General features: G+C 68.0%; 18 protein-coding genes. 12 read left to right on the top strand and 6 right to left on the bottom strand.

Annotated elements, in window-relative coordinates:
- Positions 1 to 16 precede the first annotated feature (16 nt).
- From pyrH to ACNPNP_RS09260, 7 genes are all read left to right on the top strand, one after another.
- Entirely contained in the window at positions 17 to 733 is a 717-nt protein-coding gene (pyrH, locus tag ACNPNP_RS09290; protein WP_448965741.1) for a UMP kinase, read from the top strand.
- 69 nt (positions 734 to 802) lie between these two features.
- Positions 803 to 1357 (top strand): ribosome recycling factor, encoded by a 555-nt coding sequence (frr, locus tag ACNPNP_RS09285; RefSeq protein ID WP_448965740.1) that lies wholly within the window; start codon positions 803 to 805, stop codon positions 1355 to 1357.
- Between the two features lie 6 nt (positions 1358 to 1363).
- A complete protein-coding gene (locus ACNPNP_RS09280; protein ID WP_448965739.1) occupies positions 1364 to 2467 on the top strand; it encodes a phosphatidate cytidylyltransferase in 1104 nt (367 codons plus the stop codon).
- A gap of 20 nt (positions 2468 to 2487) precedes the next feature.
- Complete coding sequence (locus ACNPNP_RS09275) at positions 2488 to 3057, top strand: DivIVA domain-containing protein (protein WP_448965738.1); 570 nt, start codon at positions 2488 to 2490, stop codon at positions 3055 to 3057.
- 58 nt (positions 3058 to 3115) lie between these two features.
- Complete coding sequence (locus ACNPNP_RS09270; RefSeq protein WP_448965737.1) at positions 3116 to 3808, top strand: aggregation-promoting factor C-terminal-like domain-containing protein; 693 nt, start codon at positions 3116 to 3118, stop codon at positions 3806 to 3808.
- 9 nt (positions 3809 to 3817) lie between these two features.
- Positions 3818 to 4105 carry a hypothetical protein gene (locus ACNPNP_RS09265; protein WP_448965736.1) on the top strand — a complete coding sequence of 96 codons (288 nt, stop codon included), beginning with the start codon at positions 3818 to 3820 and terminating at the stop codon, positions 4103 to 4105.
- Between the two features lie 2 nt (positions 4106 to 4107).
- Positions 4108 to 4815 carry an alpha/beta hydrolase gene (locus ACNPNP_RS09260; RefSeq protein WP_448966158.1) on the top strand — a complete coding sequence of 236 codons (708 nt, stop codon included), beginning with the start codon at positions 4108 to 4110 and terminating at the stop codon, positions 4813 to 4815.
- A gap of 18 nt (positions 4816 to 4833) precedes the next feature.
- On the opposite strand, the gene ACNPNP_RS09255 is transcribed toward ACNPNP_RS09260, so the two are convergent.
- Positions 4834 to 5886, bottom strand: coding sequence for an AI-2E family transporter (locus ACNPNP_RS09255; protein WP_448965735.1), 1053 nt, complete (start codon positions 5884 to 5886; stop codon positions 4834 to 4836).
- A 176-nt stretch (positions 5887 to 6062) separates the two neighbouring features.
- On the opposite strand from ACNPNP_RS09255, the gene ACNPNP_RS09250 reads away from it, so the two are divergent.
- On the top strand, positions 6063 to 7958 hold the full coding sequence (locus ACNPNP_RS09250; protein WP_448965734.1) for a DUF8094 domain-containing protein: 1896 nt from the start codon (positions 6063 to 6065) through the stop codon (positions 7956 to 7958).
- Positions 7955 to 8908 (top strand): tetratricopeptide repeat protein, encoded by a 954-nt coding sequence (locus tag ACNPNP_RS09245; protein WP_448965733.1) that lies wholly within the window; start codon positions 7955 to 7957, stop codon positions 8906 to 8908. Before ACNPNP_RS09250 ends, ACNPNP_RS09245 begins: the two co-directional genes overlap by 4 nt.
- 18 nt (positions 8909 to 8926) lie before the next feature.
- On the opposite strand, the gene glgB is transcribed toward ACNPNP_RS09245, so the two are convergent.
- The 3 genes from glgB to glgX all read right to left on the bottom strand — a co-directional run bounded on the left by glgB (position 8927) and on the right by glgX (position 15324).
- Positions 8927 to 11104: a 1,4-alpha-glucan branching protein GlgB gene (gene glgB / locus ACNPNP_RS09240; RefSeq protein WP_448965732.1), complete on the bottom strand. Its 2178-nt coding sequence runs from the start codon at positions 11102 to 11104 to the stop codon at positions 8927 to 8929.
- On the bottom strand, positions 11101 to 13191 hold the full coding sequence (locus ACNPNP_RS09235; protein WP_448965731.1) for a maltotransferase domain-containing protein: 2091 nt from the start codon (positions 13189 to 13191) through the stop codon (positions 11101 to 11103). Before ACNPNP_RS09235 ends, glgB begins: the two co-directional genes overlap by 4 nt.
- Before the next feature lie 63 nt (positions 13192 to 13254).
- On the bottom strand, positions 13255 to 15324 hold the full coding sequence (glgX, locus tag ACNPNP_RS09230; RefSeq protein ID WP_448965730.1) for a glycogen debranching protein GlgX: 2070 nt from the start codon (positions 15322 to 15324) through the stop codon (positions 13255 to 13257).
- 109 nt (positions 15325 to 15433) lie between these two features.
- Here glgX and ACNPNP_RS09225 point away from each other — a divergent pair, with 109 nt between their 5' ends.
- Genes ACNPNP_RS09225 through ligA form a run of 3 tightly spaced genes read left to right on the top strand, consistent with a single transcriptional unit; the run spans position 15434 to position 20076 of the window.
- Complete coding sequence (locus ACNPNP_RS09225) at positions 15434 to 16609, top strand: cysteine desulfurase family protein (protein ID WP_448965729.1); 1176 nt, start codon at positions 15434 to 15436, stop codon at positions 16607 to 16609.
- Between the two features lie 9 nt (positions 16610 to 16618).
- Positions 16619 to 17716, top strand: coding sequence for a tRNA 2-thiouridine(34) synthase MnmA (gene mnmA / locus ACNPNP_RS09220; RefSeq protein ID WP_448965728.1), 1098 nt, complete (start codon positions 16619 to 16621; stop codon positions 17714 to 17716).
- Positions 17717 to 17757: 41 nt separating this feature from the next.
- The gene (gene ligA / locus ACNPNP_RS09215) at positions 17758 to 20076 is read left to right on the top strand and encodes an NAD-dependent DNA ligase LigA (protein ID WP_448965727.1); all 2319 of its coding nucleotides are present in this window, start codon (positions 17758 to 17760) and stop codon (positions 20074 to 20076) included.
- A 90-nt stretch (positions 20077 to 20166) separates the two neighbouring features.
- Here ligA and ACNPNP_RS09210 read toward each other — a convergent pair whose 3' ends face one another.
- Entirely contained in the window at positions 20167 to 20352 is a 186-nt protein-coding gene (locus ACNPNP_RS09210; protein ID WP_448965726.1) for an acylphosphatase, read from the bottom strand.
- Positions 20353 to 20424: 72 nt separating this feature from the next.
- A partial coding sequence (locus ACNPNP_RS09205) for a helicase-related protein (RefSeq protein WP_448965725.1) occupies positions 20425 to 21618 on the bottom strand: 1194 nt, incomplete at its 5' end.

Raw genomic sequence — 21618 nt, 5'->3', positions numbered from 1 at the left:
AGAGGACCACCCACCCATGACTGAACGCACCGGACGCCGACGCGTCCTTCTCAAGCTCTCCGGCGAAGCATTCGGGGCCGGACAGCTGGGCGTGAACCCCGACGTCGTCGGTCAGATCGCGCGTGACATCGCCGCAGCGGTGGATCAGGTCGAGGTCGCGATCGTGGTCGGCGGTGGCAACTTCTTCCGCGGCGCGGAGCTGAGCCAGCGCGGCATGGACCGCGGCCGTGCCGACTACATGGGCATGCTCGGCACAGTGATGAACGCCCTGGCGCTGCAGGACTTCCTCGAGCAGGCGGGCGCCGCCACTCGCGTGCAGTCGGCGATCTCGATGACGCAGGTCGCCGAGCCCTACATCCCGCGCCGCGCAGAACGGCACCTGGAGAAGGGGCGCGTCGTGATCTTCGGCGCCGGTGCGGGTCTGCCGTACTTCTCGACCGACACGGTCGCCGCGCAGCGGGCACTGGAGATCGGCGCCGACGAGGTTCTCGTCGCCAAGAACGGCGTGGACGCCATCTACACCGCCGACCCCAACAAGGACACCACGGCCACCCGCATCGAGCAGGTCACCTACCGGGATGCGCTGCAGCGCGGCCTCAAGGTCGTCGACTCGACGGCGTTCAGCCTGTGCATGGACAACAACATGGACATGCGCGTGTTCGGCATGGAACCGGTGGGCAACGTGACCCGCGCGATCCTCGGTGAGCCGATCGGCACACGCGTCACCGCCTGAGTGCATTACGCAGGGTGTGACCCCACGCCCGGATAGAATTGCTGGAACACCCCGACGATAGGAGTCACCGTGATCGCGGATGTCCTCGCTGAAACCACCTCCCGCATGACGCGTGCTGTCGAAGCCGCCAAGGAGGACTTCGCCACTGTGCGCACGGGTCGCGCGAACCCGCAGATGTTCCAGAAGGTGATGGTGGACTATTACGGCTCGCCCACCCCGCTGGCGCAGCTCGCGTCCTTGGCGAACCCTGAGGCGCGTTCGCTCGTGATCACGCCGTACGACAAGTCTGCGCTCAAGGCGATCGAGCAGGCGGTCCGCGACATGCCCAACCTCGGTGCGAACCCGACGAACGACGGCAACATCGTGCGCGTGACCATGCCGGAGCTCACCGCAGAGCGCCGCAAGGAGTACGTCAAGATCGTCCGTTCCAAGGGCGAGGACGCGAAGGTGCAGATCCGCGGGATCCGCCGCAAGTCCAAGGACGAGCTCGACGCGCTCAAGAGCGACGTCGGTGAGGATGAGATCGCGCGCGGTGAGAAGGAGCTCGACGCCCTGACGCGTCAGCACGTCGATCTCATCGACGACGCCCTCAAGCGCAAAGAGACCGAGCTGCTCGAGGTTTAATCGAGGATGAGCGACGCAGTCGGTTCCGATGACGAGCAGCGCCCGTTGACGCGGCGCGAGGCCCGTGACGGAGCGACCCCGGAAGCCGGCGTCCCCTTCGTGGACGAGACGGCGATCCCGCCGCGTCCGCCGCTCCCACGCAGTGCTGCGCATCCGACCGATCCGGCCGCCGCCGTTCGGGGACAACTGCGTCAGGCGCGGGGGGAGTTCGAGACCCACGTGACGCAGGCCCGCGAGCACCTCGACCAGGCGAACGAACGGATCAAGGCGAGAACCGGTCGTGATCTGATCCTCGCGATCCTCGTGGGGCTGGGATTCGGCGCGATACTGCTGGCCTCCCTGATGTTCATCAAGGAGCTCTTCGTGCCGATCGCGCTGGCGATCGCCGTGCTCGGCATCTTCGAGCTCACGCGCGCGCTGGGGGCCGCGGGTCGCAGGGTCGACATCGTCCCGCAGATCATCGCCGGCGTCGCCCTGGTGCTGGCTGGTTACTTCGCACCGCCGTGGCTCATCTGGGTGACGCTGCTCTTCGCCGTCGTGCTCGTGATCGTCTGGCGCCTTCTGGCGCAGATGCTCTCGAAGGACGGCCGCACCTACGGCGACGTCCTCACGGATGTCATCGTGAGCGGCTTCGTTCAGATCTACGTGCCGTTCCTCACCGGGGTCGCGCTTCTGCTGCTCGCTCAGGAGGGCGGACAGTGGTGGGTGCTCGCGTTCATCGGGATCGCGGTCGCATCCGACACGGGTGCGTATGCGGCCGGACTCGCTTTCGGGAAGCATCCGATGGCTCCGCGCATCAGCCCCAAGAAGACGTGGGAAGGCTTCGCAGGGGCGGTCGTCGCCGCGATCGCGGCCGGTGTGCTGCTCGCCATCTTCCTGCTGAATCTGCCGTGGTGGGCGGGAGTGCTCTTCGGCGTCGCCATCCTGCTCTCAGCGACCCTGGGTGATCTCGGCGAATCGATGATCAAGCGCGACATCGGGATCAAGGACATGAGTTCGTGGTTGCCGGGTCACGGGGGGCTCCTCGATCGACTGGACAGCATCCTGCCGTCGACGATCCCGGCCCTGAGCCTCTACTTCCTCCTTTCACCATGGGTGACGCTGCCATGACTTCGGATACGGTGAACGATGTGAACGAGATCGACGACGACAACACGACGACGCCGGCGTTCCGCACGGTGAGCGGCCGTGAACGCGGATACCACCGCACTGCCGTGGACACCTTCCTGGCCGCCGCGCGCGACAGCTTCGAGCAGAACGCGGACGATCTGTCCGCCGCCGATGTGCGGATCGCGTCGTTCCCGCTGGTGAAGGGCGGCTACAACATCGCCGAGGTGGACGCCGCACTCGGTCGTGTCGAGGACGCACTCGCGGCACGGCAGCGCGAGCGCACGGTCCGCACGGAGGGTGCGGAGGCCTGGGTCGTGCAGGCACGATCCGAGGCGCAGGTGATCCTCGATCATCTCGCTCGCAGCCGACGGCACAAGTTCGCGCGAACGGGTTTCCTCTCGTTCGGCTACCGCATCGACGAGGTCGATCACGTGGCGGCGCGCATCGTCCGTTATCTGCGCGACGGCGATGAGCTCTCGGTCGAGCAGCTGCGATCCGCCGCATTCCGGATGCAGCGCGGCGGTTACCGCGAGGAGCAGGTCGACGCGCTGCTGGACGCCACCATCGATGTGATCCTCGCCGTCCGCTGATCTTTCACCGAGCATTCGGATGGAGGTATCAGGTGCGCCTGGATACACTGGAGCTATTGTGACTTCCGGTACCGAGATCGAGCCCACCGTCGCCAGCGCTGCGCCGGCGAGGTCTGCAACCCCGCGATCGCCTGTGCGCCCGCGTGGCCGCTGGTCGCGGCGTCGCGGCGTCGTCGGCGGTTTCGCGGCATTCGGAGTGGTCGCCTTCGCTGCGGCGATCGTCGCTCCGACAGGTATGGCTCTGGCGGATCCGCCCACTGCGGACGTGCAGACGCCGTTCTCGCTCGCCGCTCAGGACACGCAGGATCTGACTGTCACCACGGGTGCGTCGATCGAGACCGTCACACGCGGCGCCTATGACGTCTACGTGACGCCGACCCCCACTCCGACTCCAGAGCCGGAGCCCGAGCCGGCGTCCGCAGAGTCGTCCGAATCGTCCGGCGGCGGACCCGGCCCGGTGTATTACACGGGCGGCGGAGCACCGGCCGAGTGGATGGCCGCTGCGGGCATCGCCTCAGGTGATTGGGGCTACGTGGACTACATCGTCGCCAAGGAGAGCGGTTGGAACCCCAACGCGACCAACTCCTCTTCCGGTGCGTGCGGACTCGTCCAGGCGCTCCCGTGCAGCAAGGTTCCCGGTAACGGCTACGACCCGGTCGACAACCTGCGATGGGCGAACGGCTACGCCACGGGCCGCTACGGCAGCTGGGCCGGCGCGTACGAGTTCTGGATCAACAACAACTGGTGGTAATGCTCCGACATGCCCCGCTCCCACAGAAGGCGCCAGGAGCGCCCGGACACTGACGACTCCTTCGACAGGCTGCTGGCGGGGTGGAAGCGCAGCGAGACCCGTCACGGGCGTGAGTGGGTCGTGCAGCCGGTCTCGACGCAGCAGGCGCAGAAGGATTACACCTGCCCCGGATGCCGCGGCGTCATCGTCGCCGGCACCGCGCACCAGGTCGTATGGCGTGCGGACGGAGTGCTCGGCGATGCCGCCGATCTCGCCGCGCGCCGGCACTGGCACACCCACTGCTGGCGGATGGCGTGAGCATGGAGATCCGCGGACCTCTGGAGCTGCCGGCATCGCGGGAGCCGGTCGAGCTCTTCACGGCGGATGAGCTGACGCTCGTGGGCGAACTGGCGCTGCCGGAGGCCGCTGCGCCCGTCGCGACGCTGGTGACGCTGCATCCGCTTCCGACCGCCGGCGGGTTCATGGATTCGCACATCGTGCGCAAGACCGCCGCGCGACTGCCTGCTCTCGCCGACCTGGCCGTGCTCCGATTCAACACCCGTGGCACGAGTTCACCGCGCGGGACCAGCCAGGGGAGGTTCGACGGCGGCGAGGCGGAGCAGTTCGACGTCGCCGCGGCGATGGATCTCGTTCGAGAGAGGGCGCTGCCGCGGCCCTGGCTCCTCGGCTGGTCGTTCGGCACCGAGCTCGCGCTGAAGTACGGGCGGGAGCACGACATCGAGGGCATCATCCTGCTCTCGCCCCCTCTGCACAGGGCCACGGCGAGCGACATCGCGGCATGGGCGGATGACGATCGCCGCGTGATCGCGCTGATCCCCGAGTTCGATGACTACCTGCGACCCACGGAGGCGCGCGAGCGATTCTCGTCGATACCCGACATCACCCTGATCGACGTCGAGGGCGGCTCTCACCTCTGGGTCGGCGAGGCGCAGGTGCGCCGTGTCCTCACCGAGATCGTGGCGGTCGTGAACCCGGATGCCCTGCCGCTGCCGAACGAGTGGCCCTGAGGATCCAGGCCGGCCGCGTCATCTCTCGTTCATGCGGGGGATGAGCACCTGGCGGTAGATGATCAGGATGCTGGCCGCGACCGGGATCGCGATCAGGGCGCCGAGCAGCCCGAGCAGTGATCCGCCGGCGAGCGCCGCGACCACGACCACCGCGCCGGGCACGGACACCGCGCGGCTCATGATGCGCGGCGAGATGATGTACGCCTCGATCTGCATGTAGATCAGATAGTAGATGCCTGCCGCGAGCGCCGTCGCCGGCGACCCGAGGCCGGGGATGAGGCATGCGAGCACGATGATCGTCGAGCCGGTGAGCGTACCCACCAGCGGGATGAGGGAGAAGAAGAACGCGACGACTGCGAGCACTGCGGCGAACGGGGCGTCGATGATGCTGAGGAAGACCGCGCTGAGCACACCGTTGATCATCCCGAGCGTGACCTGGCCCATCACGTAGTACCCGACCGAATCGGTGATCTGCTCCGCCAGATCGATGAAGCGCGGTCGGCGCGAGGCGGGGACGAGCTGATACACCGACCTCTTGAGCGAAGGGGTGGACGCCGTCAGGTAGATCGTCAGGATCAGCACGATGAAGGCACCGAACAGACCGGTCACGAGGTTGAGGCTCACCGCGATGACGCCCCCGGTGATGTCTCCCATGTTGGCGAGGAGCCAGTCCTGCGCCTCGGTAAGGATGCGATCGATGTCGAGGGCGGGGAACACCGCTCCCAGCCATTCGCGCAGGTCGCCCCAGATGTCGTTGCTCGACTGGACGAGCTTCGTGATCTGCTCGACGAGCTGGCTCACCTGATCGATGATGATCGGGAGCACGATGAGGACGATTCCGGCGAAGATGCCCAGCACTCCGAGGATCGTGACGATGACCGCGAGCCATCGGGGGAGTTTGCGGCGCTCGAGGAAGGAGATGACCGGATCCAGTCCGAGACTGATGAACAGCGCGGTCCCGACGTACAGCAGCACAGTGGAGAGCGATTGCACGCTGCCGATCAGCAGGATGCCCAGTCCCACGCCGAGCGTGGCCACCAGGGCCGTGCGGAACGGATTGTGAAGCTTCATGCGCTCTCCTCGAGAAGACTGCTCTCAGGGTAGTCGTGAAGTGGCGACGTGAATTCGCGACGTGCCGATGGGTCGGGGTTGCCGCCCCTCGTAGTCAACACTCAGCCAGTTTCGATAGTCTGAAACGTCGAGCGGAGACCCGGGCGAGGCGCCTGGGTCACGTAAGGAGACTTTTCGTGCGTTTCGTGTGGGCCGTCGTGGCCTTCGTCCTGGCCACGCTTCTCATCGGAGCGGGCATCGCTCAGCGAACCATCTTCATGGGCCCATCGGCCCAGCAGACGGAACTGAGCGTGGAGGAGCCGGCTCCGTACCTGCTCGTCGACGGTGCTGTGCTCCGAGAGAACCCGGGGCAGCAGACCCTCCTGATCCGTGGTGAGGGAGACATCTTCGCCGCGTACGGCCGCACCGCCGACCTCGAAGCCTGGCTCTCGGATGCCACGTACAACTCGGTGAAGCTCGACTCGGACGGCACGACCGCGAGCACGCTCGTCGAGCCGGAAGACGCGGCCGCCGAGCCGGAGGAGGGCGCCGAAGGCGAGGCTGCACCGGAGGAAGGTCGCAACCCTGCGGGATCGGACCTCTGGCTGGACTCCTTCAGCGAAGCCGATCAGCTCATCACCGACATGCAGCTTCCCGCCGGCATGAGTGTCCTGATCGCCAAGGACGGCACGCAGGACGCGCCGGAGGACGTCGTCGTCTCGTGGCCGCTGGATCGCTCCACACCGTGGGTCGGTCCGCTCATCGTGGCAGGCGGTGCCGTGCTGCTGTTCGGCCTCGTCATGTACGTGCTGGCCATCCGTCATCAGCGGAGGGGACGGGGCCCGCGGCGCAAGGGACCTGGGCCGCTCCCGGCGACCGAGCCCATCGACCTGTCGGTGGAGCCGGCACCGGTGCGCAGAGCCATCGCGACGCCTGAAGGGGCGGAGCCCTCATCCGATGAGGTGCCCGCCGAGGGGTCGCCCGCCGATAAGGGCGCGCCGAAGAGCGAGCGCCGTGCGCACGCCGTCCAACGACGTCTGCTCGTGCTGCCGGCATTCGGAGTCGCCGCCCTGCTGTTCGCCGGTTGCTCGAGCGACTCCTGGCCGCAGTTCGGCGAAGCCTCGCCCACACCTTCGCCGACGCAGACGGTGATCACGCCGGAGAACCAGAAGCCTCCGGCAGTCACCGAGGCTCAGGCGTCGCGCATCCTCAAGAACATCGCGGCGACCCTGACGGATGCGGACACCGCTCTGGACATCGACCTCGCGGGGACGCGACTCGACGGCGCCGCGCTGGCCGCCAGGACCACGGACTACACGCTGCGCGCCACTCTCACCGACCGCGCCCTGCCGGCGCCGATCCCGACGGACGTCATCGAGGTCCTGCTCCCGCAGGCCACGGACGAATGGCCCCGCACGGTGCTGGTGCTCAGCAAGAGCAAGAGCGACGAGACGGTGCCGCCCGTCATCCTCACCATGACGCAGGCCGATCCGTGGTCGAACTACAAGGTCAACAACATCGCCGAGATGCAGGCGTCGGCCGAAGTGCCGGAGCTCGCTCCGGCATGGCTGGGCACCAGTCTCATCACCGAGAACGCATCCGCGTTCCTCGCGCTCGCACCCGACGAAGTCGCTACGGCCTTCGCCGACGTGGTCGACGCGGGGGAGAAGAGCGAATACCGCTCCCTCTTCGATCCGGTGAGCATCACCCTCGCGGATTCCATCGCCGCGAGCCGCGCGGCCGTCACCCAGTCCCTCATCGACAACGGCGCCGCCGAGACCTCGAAGACGGCGTTCGACATCGTGGCCGGCACGGCTCCGCCCGTCGCCCTCGCAACGCTCGACAGCGGCGCGATCGTGGCGGTGTCGACGATCGACAGTGAGACGATCACGCCGACCTCGACCGATGCGGTGATCAAGTTCGGCGAGAATCCCGAGGCGAAGACGCTCACCGGTGTCGAAGAGGCAGCCAAGGGCGTCGTGACCACATACGGCCTCCAGTTGTTCTTCTCGGTGCCTGCTCAGGGTTCGACCGAGCAGATCCGTCTCCTCGCTGTACACCAGGACATCCTCGACGTGGAAGTGATCAAATGACCGACATCTCACCCGCTGCCCTTCGTGGCGCCGTCGACCTCTCGAGCCTGCGCAACCGTCCGGCGCCCACCGCGGATGCGGCTCCCGCCGCGGCGGGTGGCAACGGCGCCGGGTCGGGAGGATTCATCGTCGATGTGACGGACGCCACCTTCGGCCAGATCATGGAGCTCTCCCGCACGGTGCCGATCGTGGTCGACCTGTGGGCCGAATGGTGCGGACCCTGCAAGCAGCTCAGCCCGATCCTGGAGAAGGTCGTCACCGAGCTCGCGGGACGCGTCGTGCTGGCGAAGGTCGACGTCGACGCGAACCCGCAGCTCGCGCAGAGCTTCCGGGCGCAGTCCATCCCGATGGTCGTCGCGCTGATCGCTGGCCAGCCGGTCCCGATGTTCACCGGTGCGGTGCCGGAGGAGCAGGTGCGACAGGTGTTCGACCAGCTGCTGCAGGTGGCCGCGCAGAACGGTGTCACGGGCTCGGTCCCTGGCGCCCCGGCTGACGCGGATGGCGCCGACGAGGCCGAAGAGCCCCAGGAGCCGCCGCTGCCGCCCCTGCACGCAGAGGCCTTCGCCGCGATCGAAGCCGGCGACTTCCCCGCCGCGATCACAGCCTACGAGAAGGCTCTCGCGGAGAACCCGCGCGACGAGGATGCGCGCGCCGGACTCGGTCAGGTGCGCCTTCTCGACCGCGTGCAGGGTCTCGACCTGCAGCAGGCTCGCGCTGCGGCCGCCGCTGCGCCACTCGACGTGAACGCCCAGTTCGCCGTCGCCGATCTCGACATCTCCGGCGGACATGTGGAGGACGCATTCGGTCGGCTGCTCGATCTGTTCGCCGCGCTGCCGTCCGACGAGCGCGCACCGGTGCGTGAGCGACTCGTCGAGCTGTTCGGGCTCATCGGCGCCAACGATCCGCGTGTGATCGCGGCGCGCAACCGCCTGTCGTCACTGCTGTTCTGATCGCTCCAGCTCTGCGGGTCAGCTCCGGTGCCGGAGCCAGATCGTCGACAGGGGCGGAAGGGTGAGCTTCGTCTTCGGCGTGCCGTGATCGCCGTCCACGTGGGCGGCGACCCGGCCGTAGTTGCCGATGCCGGACCCTCCGAACTCCACGGCATCCGTGTTGAGGATCTCATCCCAGACGCCCTCGACCGGTACGTCGAGGGGGAGGGACGGACGTTCGACGCCGGCGAAGTTGCTGATGACGATGACACGACCGCCGTGCTCGTCACGACGCTCGAACGCGATCACGTTCGGATCCCACGACGGAGCGCCGAGGCGACGGAATCGCGCGCTGTCGCCGTCTCGCTCCCACAGCGGAGCGCTCGCGCGGTACACGCCGTTCATCTCGCCGACGAAGTGCTGCAACTGCGCGTGGGACGGCTGATCCAGCAGCCACCAATCGAGCGAGCGCGACTCGGACCATTCCGCGAGCTGGCCGAACTCCTGTCCCATGAAGAGCAGGTTCTTGCCGGGGTGCCCCCACATGTACGCCAGGTACGCGCGGACGTTGGCGAGCTTGTGCGCGTGATCTCCCGGCATCTTCGACAGCAGGCTGCCCTTGCCGTGCACCACCTCGTCGTGGCTGATCGGGAGCAGATAGTTCTCGCCGAACGCGTACACGAACGAGAACGTCATCTCGCCCTCGTGGTGCGCACGGTACATCGGATCGCGGGCGATGTACTGGAGGGAGTCGTTCATCCAGCCCATGTTCCACTTGAACCCGAAGCCCAGACCCGCGTGATCGGTGGAACCGGTGACACCGGGGAAGCTGGTCGATTCCTCTGCGATCATCACGATTCCGGGGTGCGCGCGGTACGCGGTCGCATTGACCTCCTGGAGGAAGCGGATCGCCTCGAGGTTCTCCCGGCCGCCGTGGACATTGGGCTCCCACTCTCCGTCGCGCCGTGAATAGTCGAGGTAGAGCATCGAAGCCACGGCATCCACGCGCAGACCGTCGATGTGGAACTGGTCGAACCAGTAGAGGGCATTGGCGACGAGGAAGCCGCGCACCTCCGGCCTGCCGTAGTCGAAGATCAGCGTGCCCCAGTCCTGGTGCTCCCCGCGCCGCGGATCGGGATGCTCGTACAGCGGCAGGCCGTCGAACCTGGCCAGTGCGAAATCATCCTTGGGGAAGTGCCCCGGCACCCAGTCGAGGATCACGCCGATGCCGGCCTGATGCAGCCGATCGATGAGGTGGCGCAGATCGTCCGGGCTCCCGAACCGCGCTGTCGGCGCGTAGTAGCCGCTGACCTGGTAGCCCCAGGAACCGCCGAAGGGATGCTCGGCGAGCGGCATGAACTCCACGTGCGTGAAGCCGGTGTCCAGGACGTGCGAGATGAGCGGTTCGGCGATCTCGCGGTAACCGAGTCCTTCTCGCCACGAGCCCAGGTGCACTTCGTAGATCGACATGGGCTGGGCGACGGCGTGCGTGGCAGCCCTTCTCGTCATCCAGGCGCCGTCGCCCCAGGAGTACGCGGAGAACGGCACCGCCGAGGCCGTCTCCGGCGGAACCTGGGTGCGCTGCGCCATCGGGTCGGCCTTGAGGATCCAGCGGCCGTCCTTGGTGAGGATCTGATACTTGTAGAGCGATCCAGGGGTGAGGTCGGGGATGAACAGCTCCCAGATCCCGCTCACACCCATCGAGCGCATGCTGTGGCCTTCGCCGCTCCATCCGTTGTGCTCTCCGACGATGCGCACAGCGCGGGCATTCGGCGCCCACACGGCGAACGAGACGCCGATCTCGCCGTCGAACAGGTGCACGTTGGCGCCCAGGACCTCCCACAGCCGCTCGTGGCGCCCCTCCGCGATCAGATGCAGATCGAGGTCGCCGATGCTCGGAAGATGGCGGTACGGGTCGCCGACGATCTGCTCTTCCTCGTCGGTGTACGTCGTCGCGACGCGGTACGCGACCGGTGATCCCTCATGCTGTCCCTCCCATATGCCGTGAGCGGCATGGACCAGCGGCAGCCTGGTGCCGTCCGAGAACACCGCAGCCACGCTCTCCGCCAGCGGTCGCCGCACGCGGATCGTCGTGTGGGTGCGTCCGGTCGGATCCTGCACGGGGTGCGCGCCGAGCACGTCGTGCGGTGCATGGTGCGCACCCTCGGCCACGCTCTCCCAATCGGGTGATGTGATGACGTCCTCGATGTCGCTCATGATCGTCCTTTCACCTTGAGGATGTGGACCGGCTCGGTGAATGCATCGAGCCTGACGAAGTCGTGATCGGACCACGTCCACACGGCACCGGTGATGAGATCCTCGACCTCGAAGCGATCACCGGGCTCGACGCCCCAGATGCGGGTGTCGAGGTGCACCGTGGTCTCGCGCACGGAATGCGGGTCGACGTTCACGACGACGATGACGGTGTCGTCCGCGCCGGTCCCGGTGAACGCGGCGTCCAGATGCTTCGAATAGACCAGGATGCTGTCGTCATCGCTCCAGTGCACGTCGAGGTTGCGCAGCTGTCGCAGCGCGGGGTGCGCGGCGCGGATCTCGTTCAGGCGTCGGAGGAACGGCGCCAGTGAGTCGCCGGACGCCTCGGCACCGGCGAAGTCGCGCAGCTTGTACTCGTACTTCTCATTGTCGATGTTCTCCTCCGAGCCCGGCCGCGCCACGTTCTCGTACAGCTCGTAGCCGGCGTAGACGCCGTAGGTGGGCGCCGCCGTCGCCGCGATGGCCGCACGGATGCGATACGCGGCCCGACCGCCGAACTGCAGGTACTCCGTGAGGATGTCCGGGGTGTTCACGAACAGGTTCGGCCTCAGGAAGTCCGCCGTGTCCTCGGCGAGGCCAGTGAGGAACTCCTCGAGTTCGCGTTTCGTGTTGCGCCAGGTGAAGTAGGTGTAGCTCTGCTGGAACCCCGCCGCGGCGAGTCCTCGCAGCGGGGCGGGACGGGTGAACGCCTCCGCGAGGAACACGACATCAGGATGCGCGGCGGTGACCTGCGCGATCAACCACTCCCAGAACCAGAGCGGCTTGGTGTGCGGATTGTCCACCCGGAAGATCGAGACGCCCTGCGACACCCAGTGCTCGACGATGCGCAGCACTTCGGCGGAGAGCCCGTCGGGATCGTCGTCGAAGTTCAGCGGGTAGATGTCCTGATACTTCTTCGGCGGGTTCTCGGCGTAGGCGATCGTTCCGTCGGGGAGAGTGGTGAACCACTCCGGGTGCGAGGCGACCCACGGATGATCGGGCGAGGCCTGGAGGGCGAGGTCCAACGCGACCTCCACACCGAGCTTGCGCGCTTGGCGCACGAAGAACCGGAAGTCCGCGAGGGAACCGAGATCGGGGTGGATCGCGTCGTGGCCGCCCTCGGCTGCGCCGATCGCCCATGGAGAGCCCGGGTCGTCCGGCGCGGCGTCGAGCGTGTTGTTCGGGCCTTTGCGATGGGTCCTGCCGATCGGGTGGATCGGGGGCAGGTACAGCACGTCGAAACCCATCGCCGCGACGGCGGGAAGGCGCTTCGCTGCGGTGCGGAACGTGCCGCTCTTGATGCTGCCGTCCGCGCGACGCCTGGCGCACTCTGATCGCGGGAAGAATTCGTACCAGGCACCGACGCCTGCTGCTGCCCGCTCGACGATCAGCGTCTGCTCGCGCGTCGCCGATGTGAGCGAGGTGAGCGGCCGCGCGTCGAACAGCGCGGCGAGGTCGGGATCGGTGGCGATCGAAAGGGCGGTGGAGGCATCCGCCCCGTCGAGTGCTGACGCGACCTCCTTGAGGCGCGTGCGTTCGCCTGCCGGACGGAGCTTCTCGGCCGCCGCGCGTGCGAACAGCCGGCGTCCGAGCGCCGCCATCACCTCGACGTCGACCCCCGCGGCGATCTTGACGGATGCGGCGTGGGCCCACGTGGCGTGGTCGTCGGCGAACGCCTCGAACCGGTACCGCCAGGTGCCCTGCCTGTCCAGGGCGATAGCGGCCTCCCAGCGGTCGGTGCCGTCTCCGATGGCCGTCAGCCGGTGCAGACTCTCCTGTCCGTCCGGCGCGGTCAGGCGCACGTGCACCCCGATCCGGTCGTGCCCCTCCCGGAACGCCACGACACGGAACGGCACGACCTCGCCGGCGAACGCCTTCGCGGAGAAACCGCCCGGCGCGGCCGGCTGCGGTTCGGCCAGCGGGATGCGCCCGGTCAGCGTGTGATCGAGCCCGCCGGACGCCGGCGTGCGCTCAGCGGCGGCACGCGGCCGCAGCGGGATCTGTGCGGGGCTTCGAAGCTCCGCGGGACGATTGCCAGAACGTGCAGCCACACCCTGAATGTACCGCGCCTCGACCGGTGCCGACACCCGTGGGCGTGTCGTGCTCCCGAGGCCCTATTCGACGCGGAAGAGGCGCATCGAGGTACCGGTCATGGCCAGCACGTCGCCGGGCGAGAACGTCTCCGATGCAGCATCCGGACGCTCATCGGCGCTCGACCACAGCGAGACGAAGCGCGTGGCGTCCTCGACCGCCGGCAGCGTGATGTCGATGGGGGCCTCGATGCCGTGCACCACGAGGAGGATGCGGTTCGGCTGCTCGTCGACGGGAGTCGATGCCGCCACGTACTGCAGTGTGCGATTACCGGGGTCGGTCCACTGCGCCTGCTCCATCGTCTCGCCGTCCTGGTTGTACCAGTCCATCACCGAGGCGTTCGGGGTGTGCTCGCCGAGGCGGGCGTACCGACTCGGCCGAAGCGCGGGGTTCTCCCTGCGCACGCGGGTGAGCGCGGCGACATGCGCACGCAGGTCGTTCTGCCAGTCCTCGTGCTCCCAACTCATCCACGTGAGATCCGAGTCGTGCGCATAGGCGTTGTTGTTGCCGCGCTGGGTGCGGCCGTTCTCATCCCCGGCGGTGAGCATGGGGATGCCGGCCGAGAGCAGGAGCGTACCGAGCAGGTTCCGCATCGCCTTACGGCGGGCCGCCTTGATCGAGGGGTCATCGGTGGGGCCCTCGACGCCGTGGTTGAACGCGCGGTTCATGTCGGCGCCGTCGCGGTTGTCCTCGCCGTTGGCCTCATTGTGCTTGACGTCGTACGAGACGAGATCGCGCAGGGTGAAGCCGTCGTGCGCGGTGACGAAGTTCACGCTCGCGAGCGGACCTCGGGCTTCGCTGAAGGTGTTCGACGAGCCGGCGAGTCGCGTGGCGAACCCGCCGATGCCGACAGGCGCCGAAGCACGGCGCGCGTAGTCGATGTCGCTGAGCCAGAAGTTGCGTACCCGATCCCGGTAGCGATCGTTCCACTCGTGCCAGCCGTCCGGGAAGTTGCCCGTCTGCCAGCCGCCCATACCGACGTCCCATGGCTCGGCGATGAGCTTGACGCCCTTCAGTGCCGGATCGTCCCTGATCGCCAGCAGCAGGGGGTGCTCGCGCGAGTACTCATGCGACGCATCCCGGCCGAGTGCTGCGGCGAGGTCGAATCGGAAGCCGTCGATCTGCATCTCCTGCGCCCAGTACCGGAGCGAATCGAGGACCAGTCGTGCCCCGGCATCCATCGCGGTGTTGAGCGTGTTGCCGATCCCGGTGGTGTCCACGTACACCCCGTCGGCCTGCTGGCGGTAGTAGGCGGCGTTGTCGATGCCTCGAAGGCTCGAGCGCGGTCCGCCGATGCCCTCTTCCGAGGTGTGGTTGTAGACGACGTCGAGGATGACCTCGATGCCTCCTTCGTGCAGCAGCTTGACCATGCCCTTGAACTCGGCGAGGACGGCCTCGGGGCCCTCCTTGCGTGCGTCCTCGGTGGCATAGGCCGCGTGAGGGGTGAAGAAGTTGAGGGTGTTGTACCCCCAGTAGTTCGTGAGTCCGCGCTCGAGCAGGCGGGGCTCCGGGACGAACGCGTGCACGGGCAGGAGCTCGATGGAGGTCACCCCGATCGAATGGAAGTACTCGATCATCGTGGGGTGCGCGAGGCCGGCGTAGGTGCCGTGCAGCGCGGGCGGCACGTCGGGGTGGCGCTTGGTGATCCCCTTGAGGTGCGCCTCGTAGATCACCGTGCGATCGAGCGGGATGCCTGGCTTGCGGGATCCGCCCCAGTCGAAGCCGTCGACGATGACGACCGAGCGCCATTCCTCGTAGCCGTCGCCCTGGGCGAGGCCTCTGGCGTACGGGTCGAGCAGCAGGGTCTCGGGGTTGAAGGTGTTGCCAGGACCGTGCGGTCCGCCCACACGGACGGCGTACCGGGTTCCCGGCTGCAGCAGCTCGGTGGTCACCTCCCAGACGTCACCAGGGCCGCGGACCAGGTCGACTTCGTCGGTGACCCAGTCGAGGTCGGTCTCATCGAAGACGACGAGTTCGATCGAGGATGCGTGCTGCGACCAGACGCGCAGTGTCGCGACGCCGTCGTGCAGACGGACTCCGAGATCGTCGAGGGCGGCACCGCCGGGCGCGGTGAAGTCATGGGACTCAGGCATGAGTACAGATTAGGCGGGATGTGTTGCAGTCTCATGACAGTGAGTACTCGGTTCCACTCGTCGTGTCGCGAGAAGTGCCATGTCGTCAGAAATGCGGGAGAGTTGAGGGATGCGGTTCTATCTCGATCATGCGGCGACAACGCCGTTGCGCCCTGAGGCGCGGGATGCATGGCTGGCCGCCACCGAGGTCGTCGGCAACGCTTCCTCGACGCACGGCGCAGGTCAGGATGCCCGTCGGCTGCTGGAGGAGTCGCGGGAGCGGATCGCCGCGGTTCTCGGCAGCGACCCCATCGAGGTCGTGCTGACCTCCGGCGGCACCGAATCCATCAACACCGCGCTGCGCGGGCTGTGGGCTGCGCGCCCAGCGGATGCCGATGCGATCGTCCTGCCCGACGGCGAGCATCACGCGAGCATGGACACCGTGTCCGCTCTCGCCGCAGAGGGTGCAGCGGTGCGGCGCGTGCCGCTGACCGGGACGGGCCGTATCGAGGCGGACGCGTTCACGGAGGCGCTCGCGGGTGCGGCGCTGGCGACGGCGCTCGTCGCGAACAACGAGGTGGGCACGGTCAACGACGTGGCCGCTCTCGCGGACGCAGCCGCAGCGGCGCGCGTCCCGCTCCACCTCGATGCGGTGGCGGCACTCGGGCATGCCGCGTTGTCGTTCCGCGATCTGCGAGCGGATGCCCCGGCGGGGGCGGGACTGGTCGCGATGAGCGCGGCTGGCCACAAGATCGGCGCCCCAGTGGGCGTCGGTGCGCTCGTCGTCGCTCGTACCGCCCGACTCACCGGACTGCTGCACGGAGGTGCGCAGCAGCGTGGACTTCGAGCAGGGACGCAGGATGTCGCCGGTGCCGCGGCCTTCGCCGTCGCCCTGGAGCTCGCGGAGGCGGAGCGCGAAGCAGAAGGGGCGCGGCTCACGGGACTGCGTGATCGTCTGATCGGCGGCATCCGCACCGCTGTTCCCTCGGCCGAACTGCTCGGAGACCCGGTCGACCGCCTGCCGAACAACGTGCACGTGCTGTTCCCCGGAGCGGTGGGGGAGAGCCTGCTCTTCCTGCTCGATGTCGCAGGGGTCGCGGCATCCACCGGTTCGGCATGCCAGGCCGGAGTCGCCGAGCCCTCGCACGTCGTCATGGCGATGGGGCGCAGCGAGCAGGACGCCCGCAGCGTGCTGCGCTTCACGCTCGGCCGCACGTCGACCGATGCGGATGTCGACGCCGTGCTCGCGGCGATCGCGGACGCGTATGCGCGCGCATCCGGGTCCGCATCAGCTTCACGCTCGTAGACTGGACGAATGCGAATTCTTGCGGCGATGAGCGGCGGCGTCGACTCGGCCGTCGCTGCGGCCCGCGCCGTGGAGGCCGGCCACGACGTCACCGGCGTGCACCTCGCCCTCTCGAGGGCCGGTGGCACGCTGCGCACTGGCAGCAGGGGCTGCTGCACGATCGAGGACGCCATGGATGCGCGCAGGGCCTCGGACAAGCTCGGGATCCCGTTCTACGTCTGGGACTTCTCCGAACGGTTCCGCGACGACGTGATCGATGACTTCATCTCCGAGTACCAGGCCGGTCGCACCCCCAACCCCTGTATGCGCTGCAATGAGAAGATCAAGTTCGCCGCGCTGCTGGAGCGCGCGATCGAACTCGGCTTCGATGCCGTGTGCACGGGCCATTACGCGACGCTCATCGACGGCGAGGACGGGCTGGAGCTGCATCGGGCATCCGACAACGCGAAGGATCAGTCCTACGTGCTGGGCGTGCTCACTGCCGAGCAGCTCGCTCACACGTACTTCCCGCTCGGCTCGACGCCGTCGAAGGCCCTGGTGCGGGCCGAGGCGGCCGAGCGCGGGCTCAGCGTCGCGCAGAAGCCCGACAGCCATGACATCTGCTTCATCCCCGACGGCGACACGCGCGGATGGCTGGCCGAGAAGGTCGGGGCTGAGCAGGGCGAGATCCTGGACCGCTCCGGCGCGGTGGTCGGCTCGCACGACGGCGCACACGCGTTCACCGTCGGTCAGCGCCGCGGCCTCAAGCTCGGCGTGCCTGCGGCCGACGGCAAGCCGCGGTTCGTGCTCGAGGTGCGTCCGGTGTCGAACACCGTTGTGGTCGGACCCAAGGAGGCGCTGGCGATCGGCGAGATCTCGGGGGAGCGGTACTCGTGGGCCGGTGCCGCCCCGACGGCATCGGAGTTCGACTGCCACGTGCAGATCCGCGCGCACTCCGAGCCGGTTCCGGCGCGTGCGACGGTCTCGGCGGACGGCGTGGACGTCGTGCCGGAAGTGGCCCTCGACGGCGTCGCCCCTGGACAGACCGCGGTGCTCTACATCGGCACCCGCGTGCTCGGGCAGTTCACGATCGACAGGACGGTCTCGGCGGTTCCGGTCGACGCGTGAGTCAGGCTTCGGATGTCGGTGCCCGCTCGTAGACTGGGACCGTGCCGGAGAACATCTCGCTGGAAGACGCCCGCGTCGAAGCTGACGACCTGACCACGCGAATCCTCGAGGCGAAGGACGCGTACTACGGTCGCGACACCTCGCTGGTCGACGACGCCACGTACGACGGCTGGATGCATCGACTCGAAGAGCTCGAGCGACTGCATCCCGAGCTGCAGGGGCAGGACTCGCCGACGCAGATGGTCGGTGCGGCCGAGGTCACCGGCCTCGCGACGATCGAGCATGCGGAGCGCATGCTGAGCCTCGACAACGTCTTCTCGATCGACGAGCTGCGCGAGTGGGCCGCGAAGACGCAGTCCTCGTCCGGCCGCGAGGTCGCCTGGCTCACCGAACTGAAGATCGACGGCCTGGCGATCAACCTGCGATACGAGAACGGCACCCTCACATCGGCCGCGACGCGCGGTGACGGCAGGGTCGGTGAGATCGTCACGGAGAACGCGCTCCGCCTCGCCGACATCCCCGAGAAGCTGATCGGTGAGGGGCATCCGCCCATCGTGGAGGTGCGCGGCGAGGTGTTCATCCCGGTCGCGGCCTTCGAACAGCTCAACGCGGCGCAGGCGTCGTTCCGCGACCGCGCGTACGCCGACACGCTGTCGCGGTGGGATGCACGAGGCGGCACCAAGAAGCCGTTCGAGGAGGAGAAGGCGCGGGCGGCCGCCGCGCGGCGCTTCCCCGCCTTCGCCAACCCCCGCAACGCCGCGAGCGGTGGCCTGCGGCAGCAGATCGATAAGAAGAGCGGGCTCGAACTCGAAGCAGGACTGCTGCGCGTGAACTCGCTGTCGCTGTACGTGCACGGCATCGGCGCATGGCCGAATCCGCCCGTCGATTCGCAGAGCGAGATCTACGATCTGCTGGCCTCTTGGGGATTGCCGATGAGCCCGCACTCGAAGGTCTGCCACGGAATCGACGAGGTCGTCGCCTTCGTCGAGCACTTCGGCGAGCACCGGCACGACATCGAGCACGAGCTCGACGGCATCGTGGTAAAGGTCGACGAGCTGGCGCTGCACGACGAGCTGGGTATGACCAGTCGTGCTCCGCGCTGGGCGATCGCCTACAAGTACCCGCCCGAGGAGGTGCAGACGAAGCTGCTCGACATCGTCGTCTCGGTCGGACGCACCGGACGCGCGACGCCGTTCGCCGTCATGGCACCCGCGCATGTCGCGGGATCCGTCGTGCGCCAGGCGACGCTGCACAACAAGGACGTCGTGAAGGCCAAGGGCGTTCTGATCGGCGACACGGTCGTGCTGCGCAAGGCCGGCGACGTCATCCCCGAGGTGCTGGGGCCGGTCGTCGAGAAGCGCGACGGCACCGAACGCGAGTTCGTCATGCCGGACGGATGCCCCGAATGCGGAACACCGCTGCGCCCGATGAAAGAGGGCGACATCGACCTGCGCTGCCCGAACGCGCGCTCGTGCCCTGCACAGGTGCGGGGTCGCGTCGAGCACATCGGCTCGCGCGGCGCGCTCGACATCGAGGTGCTCGGCGAGGTGACTGCGGCAGCTCTCACGCAGGCCGAGGCGCCGGCTGTCGCCCCGCTGGACACCGAGGCCGGTCTCTTCTCGCTCACGTTGGAGGACCTCGTACCCATCTCCGTCGTCGTGCGCGATGCCGAGACGGGGCTGCCGAAGGAGGACGAGGACGGTCTCGTCAAGACCCGATCGCCGTTCCGCCGCAATCCGACAGCGGCCGAGAAGAAGACCGGAGTGGAAGGTCCGCAGCCGTCGTCTCAGGCGGTCAAGCTGCTGGCCGAGCTGGAGAAGGCCAAGACGAAGGATCTCTGGCGGCTGCTGGTCTCACTGAACATCCGCCATGTCGGTCCTGTCGCGGCCCGCGCGCTGGCGCAGTGGTTCGGGTCGCTCGATGCGATCCGCGCGGCATCTCGTGAGGAGCTCGCCGCCGTCGAAGGCGTCGGAGGGATCATCGCCGACTCGCTGCTGGCCTGGTTCGAGGTCGACTGGCACGTCGACATCGTCGATCGATGGTCAGCCGCAGGAGTGCGGTGGACGACTCCGGGTCACCCCGGCCCTGGGGCGGCGACGGTCGAGGGCGGAGTGCTCGAGGGGCTTACGGTCGTCGCGACCGGTTCGCTCGACGGGTACACCCGCGACGGCGCGCAGGAGGCGATCATCAACGCCGGCGGCAAGGCCGCCTCGAGCGTCTCGAAGAAGACCGACTTCGTCGCGGCCGGTCCCGGTGCCGGCTCCAAGCTCGGAAAGGCGGAGGAACTCGGCATCCGCATCCTGGACGCCGCCCAGTTCCACATCCTCGTCACCGAGGGTCCGGACGCGCTGGACAGCTGATCAGGCGGTCGGGCGGATCTCGAATCCTCCCGCCGTGCGTGCCGGCACCTCGGTCACCGTCACCTCGTCGACCTGCGCACCGGACGGGCCCTAAGCCATCGCGTCGAGAATGGACCGCACCTCAGCATCCGCCCCGTGCAGCTCGGCTTCCACCGTTCCGTCGCGGGTGTTGCGAACCCAGCCGGTCACCGAGTGAGCCGTCGCCGCGTCTTGTGTGAACCACCGGAACCCGACGCCCTGCACTCGTCCGCGCACGACTGCTCGTACCGACCTCATCGTTCAAGGATGCCACCGGGTCGAAGCCCGAGCGAGGCCGTGAGATCGTCGCCCACTCGGATCGGGAAGAGGTCAGTCCTTGTGGCGCGGCTTGCGGTAAGGCTTGTCGTCGCGGGCGGGGCGGTCGCCGTAGGACGGTCGCTCGCGGCGCTCGTAGCCGCCGCGCGATGCGCCGTCGCTGCTGCTGCGGCGCCCCGGGGCCCCGCGGTCGGCCTTGATCTCGATCAGGCGGCCGGAGATGCGGGTGTCCTTGAGCTTGTCGAGCACCGAAGGGCTGAGGTTCGCGGGCAACTCGACGATCGAGAAGTCCGGGTTGATCTTGATCCCCCCGAAGTCATCGCGCCCGAGGCCGCCCTCGTTGGCCAGCGCGCCGACGATCTGCCGGGGCTCGACCCGGTGACGGCGGCCGACCTCGATGCGGTACGGTGCGTAGTCGCTGCGGCTGCGGCGCTCGGTGCGTGGCCCGGTGCCCCGCTCCGGACGATCACCCGAATCACGGCGGGGACGGTTGTCGCGCTCGACTGCTGCGGTCAGCGGGTCGTTCGCGGGGTCGAGCAGCAGCGGCGTCTTGCCCTGCGCGACGACGGCGAGCGCGGCGGCGACGTCACCCTCTGGCACATCGTGGTTGCGCACGTAGTGGGCGACGATGTCTCGGAAGGCCTCGATACGGCTCGTCTCGGCGAGCGCCGCGGTGATGCCGTCGTCGAAGCGCGCGAGACGCGTGGTGTTGACGTCCGCGGTGCTCGGCAGCGTCATCTGGGTCGGCGCCTGACGGGTCGCCTTCTCGATGCTCTTGAGCAGGTAGCGCTCGCGCGGCGTGATGAAGCTGATCGCGTCGCCGGTGCGGCCGGCGCGACCGGTGCGGCCGATGCGGTGCGTGTACGACTCGGTGTCGGTCGGGATGTCGTAGTTGACGACGTGGCTGATGCGTTCGACGTCGAGACCACGGGCGGCGACATCGGTCGCGACGAGGATGTCGAGCTTGCCGTCCTTGAGCTGGTTGATGCTGCGCTCACGCTGCACCTGTGCCACGTCGCCGTTGATGGCGGCGGCGGAGTAGCCGCGCGCCCGCAGCTTCTCGGCGAGGGTCTCGGTCTCGTTCTTCGTGCGCACGAACACGATCATGCCGTCGAAGTTCTCGACCTCGAGGATGCGCGTGAGTGCATCGACCTTCTGCTGGTACGAGACGACGAGGTAGCGCTGGGTGATGTTCTTGTTCGTCGCCGTCTTCGACTTGATCGTGATCTCTTCCGCCTCGCGCAGGTA

The sequence above is a fragment of the Microbacterium xerophyticum genome, assembly GCF_053543555.1.
Note: the sequence above shows the minus strand (reverse complement) of the source record. Positions and strands in the feature narration are given on the sequence as shown.